Source organism: Hydrogenophaga borbori (genome assembly GCF_003417535.1).
GTDB lineage: Bacteria > Pseudomonadota > Gammaproteobacteria > Burkholderiales > Burkholderiaceae_C > Hydrogenophaga > Hydrogenophaga borbori.
Genome location: NZ_QVLS01000009.1, coordinates 24591 through 32609, shown reverse-complemented (window position 1 = coordinate 32609; position 8019 = coordinate 24591). Strand labels below are relative to the sequence as shown.

At 69.5% G+C, this 8019-nt stretch carries 7 protein-coding genes and 1 pseudogene; 7 read left to right on the top strand and 1 reads right to left on the bottom strand.

Annotation, left to right across the window (positions count from 1 at the left end; all coding sequences use genetic code 11):
* The 4 genes and pseudogenes from DY262_RS15090 to DY262_RS15075 form a co-directional block, all read left to right on the top strand.
* Positions 1-210 (top strand): annotated as a pseudogene (locus tag DY262_RS15090) (ABC transporter ATP-binding protein); the annotation flags it as partial.
* The gene (locus DY262_RS15085) at positions 210-1466 is read left to right on the top strand and encodes a phenylacetate--CoA ligase family protein (protein ID WP_116959947.1); all 1257 of its coding nucleotides are present in this window, start codon (positions 210-212) and stop codon (positions 1464-1466) included. The pseudogene DY262_RS15090 and the gene DY262_RS15085, both read left to right, overlap by 1 nt.
* 114 nt (positions 1467-1580) lie before the next feature.
* The gene (locus DY262_RS15080; protein ID WP_116959946.1) at positions 1581-2567 is read left to right on the top strand and encodes a tripartite tricarboxylate transporter substrate-binding protein; all 987 of its coding nucleotides are present in this window, start codon (positions 1581-1583) and stop codon (positions 2565-2567) included.
* A 189-nt stretch (positions 2568-2756) separates the two neighbouring features.
* Positions 2757-3746: a tripartite tricarboxylate transporter substrate binding protein gene (locus DY262_RS15075; RefSeq protein ID WP_116959945.1), complete on the top strand. Its 990-nt coding sequence runs from the start codon at positions 2757-2759 to the stop codon at positions 3744-3746.
* A gap of 15 nt (positions 3747-3761) precedes the next feature.
* Here the strand turns inward: DY262_RS15075 and DY262_RS15070 are convergent, their stop codons facing one another.
* Positions 3762-4088 (bottom strand): DUF1840 domain-containing protein, encoded by a 327-nt coding sequence (locus DY262_RS15070; protein ID WP_116959944.1) that lies wholly within the window; start codon positions 4086-4088, stop codon positions 3762-3764.
* Positions 4089-4223: 135 nt separating this feature from the next.
* On the opposite strand from DY262_RS15070, the gene DY262_RS15065 reads away from it, so the two are divergent.
* Genes DY262_RS15065 through DY262_RS15055 form a run of 3 tightly spaced genes read left to right on the top strand, consistent with a single transcriptional unit; the run spans position 4224 to position 8019 of the window.
* Positions 4224-6668, top strand: coding sequence for a bifunctional salicylyl-CoA 5-hydroxylase/oxidoreductase (locus DY262_RS15065; protein WP_116959943.1), 2445 nt, complete (start codon positions 4224-4226; stop codon positions 6666-6668).
* A gap of 14 nt (positions 6669-6682) precedes the next feature.
* Positions 6683-7171: a MarR family winged helix-turn-helix transcriptional regulator gene (locus DY262_RS15060; RefSeq protein WP_070400745.1), complete on the top strand. Its 489-nt coding sequence runs from the start codon at positions 6683-6685 to the stop codon at positions 7169-7171.
* Positions 7168-8019 carry an enoyl-CoA hydratase family protein gene (locus DY262_RS15055; protein WP_116959942.1) on the top strand — a complete coding sequence of 284 codons (852 nt, stop codon included), beginning with the start codon at positions 7168-7170 and terminating at the stop codon, positions 8017-8019. Before DY262_RS15060 ends, DY262_RS15055 begins: the two co-directional genes overlap by 4 nt.

Here is an 8019-nt window from a genome sequence, read left to right as displayed (position 1 = left end):
CTGCTGGCCGAGCAGAACACCAACATGGCGCTGCGCTACGCCGACTACGGCTACATCATGGAGAGCGGGCGCATCGTCATGGACGGGCCCGCGACCGAGCTGCGCAACAACGAGGACGTCAAGGAGTTCTACCTCGGCATGGGCGGCGGCGAACGCAAGAGCTTCAAGGACGTGAAGAGCTACAAGCGGAGGAAAAGGTGGCTGGCGTGATGAATCCGTTCTTCGATGCGCTGGAGACGCGCGCCCCCGCGCAACGCGAGGCCGAGCAGATGGCCGCGCTGGCGCGGCAGGTCGCGCACGCGCAGGCGCACAGCCCGGCCTTCGCCGAGATCCTGAGCGGCGTGGACGCGTCCGGCGTGAACAGCCGCGCCGCGCTGGCCAAGCTGCCGGTCACGCGCAAAAGCAGCCTGCTGGCGCGCCAGCGCGCCCAGGTCGCCCGCGACGCCTTCGGCGGCTTCAGCACCCTGGTGCGGGGACCCGCAATGACGCGCCTGTACGCGTCGCCCGGCCCGATCTACGAACCCGAGGGCGCGACGCGCGACTACTGGCGCACCGGACGCGCCTTGTTCGCGGCGGGCTTTCGAGCCGGCGAGCTGGTGCACAACGCCTTCAGCTATCACATGACGCCGGGCGCCTTCATCCTGGAGTCGGGCGCGCACGCGGTGGGCTGCACCGTCTTTCCCGCCGGCACCGGCCAGACCGAACAGCAGCTGCAGGCCATGGCCGAGCTGCGGCCCGAGGGCTACACCGGCACGCCCAGCTTCCTGCGCATCCTGATCGAGAAAGCCGCCGAAACCGGCGCGGACCTCTCGTCCCTGACGAAGGCGGTGGTGGGCGGCGAGGCCTGCCCGCCCAGCCTGACCGCCTGGTTCGCCGAACGCGGCGTGGCCGTGTACCAGACGTATGCCACCGCCGACCTCGGCCTGGTGGCCTATGAAACCGCCGCCCGCGAGGGCCTGGTGCTGGAAGAGCAGGTGATCGTGGAGATCGTGCGCCCGGGCACGGACGATCCCGTGGCCGAAGGCGAGGTCGGTGAGCTGGTGGTCACCACGCTCAATCCGGCTTACCCGCTGATCCGCTTCGGCACCGGCGACCTCTCGGCCATGCTGCCGGGCGCCTGTCCCACGGGCCGCACGGCGCCGCGCATCAAGGGCTGGATGGGCCGCGCCGACCAGACCACCAAGGTGCGCGGCATGTTCGTGCACCCCTCCCAGGTGGCCGACATCGCGCGCCGCTTCCCGCAGATCCGCAAGGCCCGACTGGTGGTCAGCGGCGAGATGGCCAGCGACCAGCTCTGCCTGCGGGTAGAGGCCGAGCCGGGCGGCCAGGCCACCGAGGCGCTGCGCGAGAGCATCGCCGCCGCCGTTCGCGATATCACCAAGCTGCGCGGCGAGGTGGAGCTGGTGGCGCCCGGCAGCCTGCCCAACGACGGCAAGGTGATCGAGGACGCCCGCAGCTACCGCTGAAGGGCGCCGGGACAGGGGTTTGTACGGGTGGGGGGCTACGTATTTCCCGCGATGGCCGTCCCTGCGGGCCCGCATAGCATGCGCGGGTCATTAACCTCCCTACAGGAGACAACCATGAAACAGCTCGTCACCCTGGCCCTGGGCACAACCCTGGCGGTGGGCGCGTTCGCCCAGGCCTTCCCCAGCAAGCCCGTCACCTTCGTGGTGCCCTTCGCCGCCGGCGGCCCGACCGACCTGGTGGCGCGCCAGCTCGCCGAGGCCATGCGCAAGCCGCTGGGCAACAACGCCAACATCGTGGTCGAGAACACCGCCGGCGCCGGCGGCACCATCGCCGCGACCCGCGTGGCCCGCGCCCCCAAGGACGGCTACACCCTGCTCGTGTGGCACATCGGCATGGCCGCCACCGACAGCCTCTACAAGAAGAAGCAGTTCAGCGCCCTGGACGACTTCGAGTACCTGGGCGCCATCAACGACGTGCCCATGACGCTGCTGGGTTCCAACAAGCTCAACGCCAACACCTACCGCGACTTCGAGGCCTACATCCGCTCCAACGGCGGCAAGCTCAACCTGGCGCACGCCGGCCTGGGTTCGGCCTCGCACATCTGCGGCCTGATGTGGCAGCACGCCGTGAAGCTCGACAAGTCCATGACCACCATCGCCTACCGCGGCACCGGCCCGGCCATGAACGACCTCATCGGCGGCCAGGTGGACGTGATGTGCGACCAGACCACCAACACCACCTCGCAGATCGAGGGCGGCCGCGTGAAGGCCTTCGCCGTGACCACGGCCAAGCCGCTGAGCAACCACCCCATCCTCAAGCACTACCCCTCGCTGCAGGAAATGGGCCTCAAGGGCTTCAACCTCACCATCTGGCACGGCATGTACGCCCCGAAGGGCACGCCGCCCGACGTGCTGAAGAAGCTCAATGACGCCCTCAAGGTCGCGCTCAAGGACCCCGAGTTCATCAAGCGCCAGGAAGAACTGGGCGCCATCGTGGTGACCGACGACCGCGTCACGCCCGAAGGCCACAAGAAGTTCGTGGCCAACGAGATCGCCAAGCTCAAGGTGGTGATCGACGCGGCCGGCCAGTACGCCGACTGACAGAAGGCTCCCCCCGCGGCGCTTCGCGCCACCCCCCTGAGCGGGGGCGACACCTGCGGCCCGGCACAGCCGGTTCCGCGGTGTCGCTGGGCTGACACCTGCGCTCGCCAGGTGGTAGTCCTCCGGTTGACTCCTCAGATGGTCCCTATAGGCTGGCGGTCACTCACCGCACTGATCAGGAGCCCGTCCATGCGCCTCAGCCGCCGATCCCTCGTTGCCCTCGCCACCGCCCTGGCCCTGCCTGCCGCCACGCTCGCACAGGGTGCCTGGCCGACCAAGCCGGTGCGCATCGTCGTGCCCTTCGCGCCGGGCGGCACCACCGACATCCTGGCCCGCACCCTTGCGCCCGAACTGAGCAAGGCCTTCGGCCAGAGCTTCGTGGTGGAGAACCGCGCGGGCGCTGGCGGCAACATCGGCGCCGAGGTGGTGGCCAAGTCGCCCGCTGACGGCTACACCCTGCTCATGGGCACCGTGGGCACGCACGGCATCAACAAGTCGCTGTACAGCAAGCTGCCCTACGACCCGCAGAAGGACTTCGCGCCCGTGACCCTGGTGGCCGGCGTGCCCAACGTGATGGTGATGAGCACCCGGCGCGCGCAGGAACTGGGGGTCCACAACGTGGCAGATTTCATCCGGGTCGCCAAGGCCCGGCCGGGGCGCCTGAACATGGCCTCCAGCGGCAATGGCACCTCCATCCACCTGGCCGGCGAGCTGTTCAAGTCGCGCACCGGCATCTTCATGACGCACATCCCCTACCGCGGCTCGGGGCCGGCCATGACGGACCTGCTGGCAGGCAACATGGACGTGATGTTCGACAACCTGCCCTCGGCGATGGCGCACATCCAGGCCGGCAACCTCAAGGCCTTCGCCGTGACCAGCGCGGTGCGCTCGGCCGCCCTGCCCGACGTGCCCACGGTGGCCGAGGCGGGCAAGCTGCCGGGCTTCGAGGCCAGCTCCTGGTTCGGCCTGCTCGCGCCGGCCGGCACGCCGCCCGACACCGTGAACCGCCTGCAGCAGGAAACCGCCAAGGCCCTCAACGCCCCGGCGGTGAAGGAACGCCTGCTGGCCCAGGGCGCCATACCCAGTGGCAACACGCCCGCCGAGTTCGCGGCCCTGATCGACGCGGAAATCCGCAAGTGGGAGGCTGTGGTGAAGGCCTCGGGCGCGAAGGTGGATTGACGGCGGCAGGCGGGCTCACACCCCCCAGACCACCTCCACGCGCTCCTTCAGGGCGCGCTGCAGCATTTCAATGAAGGGCGTGCTGCGCATGCGCAGGCTCACGCTCTCGAACGTCGGCGGGACCTCGCCCTTGGCCTCGGCCTCGTCGCGCAGGCGCTTGTGTTCGGCTTCCTCGTTCAGCACCGCGGCGCGGATCGCGTCGATCGCGCGCGGCATGTCGTCGGGCAGCAGCACCCCGGGGCTGTCCGGGTCCTTGCCCAGGATTTCCAGCATGCGCTTGCCGTGCGCCGGCAGCATGACGAGATCGCCGGTCTCCCGGGATTTGAAGCGGTACACACTCATGTCGTTTCTCGAACACTGAACACCTGACCTTACTCCCTTGGGGACGGCCACGCCAGTGCGCTGATGTAACACGGCCTTCATTGGCAAGGGTTTACCCGGTTGTTCGCTGATGTTTCATGTCTAAACTAATTAAACATGAAAACGTCGCTGCAACGCATCCTGTGCATCGGTGGTGGCCCGGCGGGGCTGTACTTCGCGCTGTTGATGAAGCGGCGACAGCCCTCGCTGGAGGTCACGGTCGTCGAGCGCAACCGCCCCTTCGACACCTTCGGCTGGGGCGTGGTGCTGTCCGACCAGACCCTGGGCAATCTGCGCGCGGCCGACCCCGAAACGGCCCAGGAAATCGGCGACGCCTTCAACCACTGGGACGACATCGAGGTCTTCTACAAAGGCCGCAGCGTGCGCAGCGGCGGCCACGGCTTCTGCGGCATTGGCCGCAAGCGGCTACTCAACGTGCTGCAGGCGCGCTGCCAGCAGCTCGGCGTCAAGCTGGTGTTCGAGACCGACGTCACCGACGACCAGGCCCTGGCCGCGCAGTACCAGGCCGACCTGGTCATCGCCAGCGACGGCCTCAACAGCCGCGTGCGCACACGCTACGCCAGCACCTTTGAGCCCGACATCGACAACCGCCAGTGCCGCTTCGTGTGGCTTGGCACCAAAAAGACCTTCGACGCCTTCACCTTCGCCTTCGTCCAGACCGAGCATGGCTGGTTCCAGGCCCACGCCTACCAGTTCGACGCCGACACCTCGACCTTCATCGTGGAGACGCCCGAACACGTGTGGAAGGCGCACGGCATCGACCAGATGAGCCAGGAGGACGGCATCGCCTTCTGCGAGAAGCTCTTCGCGCCCTACCTCGACGGCCACCGCCTCATCAGCAACGCCGGCCACCTGCGCGGCTCGGCCATCTGGATCCGCTTCCCGCGCGTGATCTGCAAGACCTGGGTGCACTGGCAAGGCATCGACCCCCACGCGCCGCCGCTGCGCGGGTCGCTCCCCTCCGAGGCGGCTGATCCGGCTGGGGGCGACCCGGCGCCGGGTCGCACAGCGCGGCGCGTCCCCATCGTGCTGATGGGCGACGCCGCGCACACGGCGCACTTCTCCATCGGCAGCGGCACCAAGCTCGCCCTGGAAGACGCCATCGACCTGGCCACCGAGTTCGAGCGCCACCCCGACGCCGACGTCGCCACGGTGCTGCAGGCCTACGAAGCCCGGCGCAGCGTGGAGGTGCTCAAGATCCAGAACGCCGCGCGCAACTCCACCGAGTGGTTCGAGCACGTGGACCGCTACACCGGCATGGAGATCGAGCAGTTCGCCTACTCGCTGCTCACGCGCAGCCAGCGCATCAGCCACGAGAACCTGCGCCTGCGCGACGCCCGCTGGCTGGAAGGCTACGAGAACTGGCTCGCGACGCGCGCCGGCAGCGCGGCCGCGAAACACCCCACACCCCCCATGCTGCTGCCGCTGACGGTGCGCGGCCTGTCCCTGAAGAACCGCATCGTCGTATCGCCCATGGCGCAGTACAAGGCGCAGGACGGCGTGGTGGGCGACTGGCACTTCGTTCATCTGGGCGCGCGCGCCGCGGGCGGCGCCGCGCTGGTGATGGTCGAGATGACCAGCCCCACACCCGAGGGCCGCATCACCCCCGGCTGCCCCGGGCTGTGGAACGACGCGCAGCAGCGCGCCTTCGAGCGCATCGTTCGCTTCGCCCATGAGCAGGGCAACGGCGTGAAGATCGGCCTGCAGCTCGGCCACAGCGGCCCCAAGGGGTCCACGCAACTGGGCTGGGAACAGATCGACGAACCCCTGCCCAGCGGCAACTGGCCGCTGCTGTCGGCCAGCGCCCTGCCCTACGGCGAGCAGAACCAGGTGCCGCGCGCCATGACCCGCGCCGACATGGACGCCATGACCGCCGCCTTCGTCGACTCGACGCGGCGCGCCGCCGCCGCCGGCTTCGACTGGCTGGAGCTGCACTGCGCGCACGGCTACCTGCTCTCGGCCTTCATCTGTCCGCTCACCAACCAGCGCACCGACGCCTATGGCGGCTCGCTGGAGAACCGCTGCCGCTACCCGCTGGAAGTCTTCCAGGCCATGCGCGCCGCCTGGCCCGCCGACAGGCCCATGAGCGTGCGCATCTCGGCGCACGACTGGGCGCCCGGTGGCAACACGCCCGACGACGCGGTGGCCATCGCGCGCCTGTTCAAGGCCGCTGGCTGCGACGTGATCGACGTCTCCTCGGGTCAGACCACGCGCCAGGCCAAGCCGGTGTATGGCCGCATGTACCAGACACCGTTCGCCGACCGCGTGCGCAACGAGGTCGACATCCTGACCATGGCCGTGGGCGCCATCAGCGAGGCCGACCACGCCAACAGCATCGTGGCCGCGGGCCGCGCCGACCTGTGCGCCGTGGCCCGACCGCACCTGGCCAACCCGGCCTGGACGCTGCACGAGGCCGCCAAGCTGCAGACCCGCGCCATCGATTGGCCCGCGCCCTACCTGAGCGGGCGCGACCAGCTCTACCGGGAGATCGCCCGCCAGCAAGCCATGAAAGCGCAAGAAGAAGAGGAGGCCAGCAAATGAACGCTCTCGAAAACCTGGACCTCGAGGCGCGCGCGCACAGCGAGCACGCGCATGAGCTGCGCCTGTGGTTGCGCCTGCTCACCTGCTCGCAGCTGATCGAGAAGCGCGTGCGCGCGGGGCTTCGCGAGCACTTCGACACCACGCTGCCGCGCTTCGACCTGATGGCGCAGCTCGAACGCCACCCGGACGGACTGAAGATGAAGGAGCTGTCGCACCGGCTCATGGTCACGGGTGGCAACGTCACCGGCATCACCGACCAGCTCGTGGCCGAGGGCCTGGTCGAGCGCACCGGCGTCGAGGGCGACCGCCGCGCCTTCCGCGTGCGCCTGACCGAGCGCGGCCGCCGCGCCTTCACCCAGATGGCCGAGCAGCACGAGCACTGGATCGTGGAGGCCTTCGAGGGCCTGTCGCCGCGCGACCTCGAGCAGCTCTACAAGCTGCTGGGCAAGGTCAAGCAGCACCAGCTCGAACTCAACCAGCGCCTGACGGACGCCATCGAATGAAACACCCCATCCCCGACCACAACCCCATGCGCGGCCAGTACGCGCCGGCCCCGGCCTCGCCCCGGCACTTCGCCCTGTCCATCGCCGGTGGCGTGGCCACCGTCACGCTCAACCGCCCGGACCGCAAGAACCCGCTCACCTTCGACTCGTACGCCGAGCTGCGCGACTGGTTCCACGGCCTGCAACGCGCCACCGACGTGAAGGCGGTGGTGCTCACCGGCGCGGGCGGCAACTTCTGCTCCGGCGGCGACGTGCACGAGATCATCGGTCCGCTGACGAAGATGACCATGCCCGAGCTGCTGGCCTTCACGCGCATGACGGGCGCGCTGGTGAGCGCCATGCGCGCCTGCCCGCAGCCCATCGTGGCGGCCATCGACGGCGTGTGCGCCGGCGCCGGCGCCATGATGGCCCTGGCCAGCGACCTGCGCCTGGGCACGGCGCGCGCCAGCACCGCCTTCCTGTTCACGCGCGTGGGCCTGGCCGGCGCCGACATGGGCGCCTGCGCCCTGCTGCCGCGCCTGATCGGCCAGGGCCGCGCCAGCGAGCTGCTGTTCACCGGCCGCGCCATGAAGGCCGACGAGGGCCTGGCCTGGGGCTTCTTCAACGCCCTGCACGAGCCCGAGGCCCTGCACGGGGCCGCGCTCCAGCTCGCGTCCTCGCTCGCCGAAGGCCCGACCTTCGCGCACGGCATGACCAAGACCATGTTGCACCAGGAGTGGGCCATGACGCTGGACCAGGCCATCGAGGCCGAGGCCCAGGCCCAGGCCATCTGCATGCAGACGCAGGACTTCCGCCGCGCCTACGAGGCCTTCGCGGCGAAGCAGCGCCCGGTCTTCGAGGGAGACTGA

What these genes read in the sequence shown, in the direction of transcription:
- DY262_RS15080 (WP_116959946.1), top strand. Translation starts at nt 1,581, where the DNA reads ATGAAACAGCTCGTCACCCTGGCCCTGGGCACAACCCTGGCGGTGGGC.
- DY262_RS15085 (WP_116959947.1), top strand. Translation starts at nt 210, where the DNA reads ATGAATCCGTTCTTCGATGCGCTGGAGACGCGCGCCCCCGCGCAACGC.
- DY262_RS15075 (WP_116959945.1), top strand. Translation starts at nt 2,757, where the DNA reads ATGCGCCTCAGCCGCCGATCCCTCGTTGCCCTCGCCACCGCCCTGGCC.
- DY262_RS15055 (WP_116959942.1), top strand. Translation starts at nt 7,168, where the DNA reads ATGAAACACCCCATCCCCGACCACAACCCCATGCGCGGCCAGTACGCG.
- DY262_RS15070 (WP_116959944.1), bottom strand. Translation starts at nt 4,088, where the DNA reads ATGAGTGTGTACCGCTTCAAATCCCGGGAGACCGGCGATCTCGTCATG.
- DY262_RS15065 (WP_116959943.1), top strand. Translation starts at nt 4,224, where the DNA reads ATGAAAACGTCGCTGCAACGCATCCTGTGCATCGGTGGTGGCCCGGCG.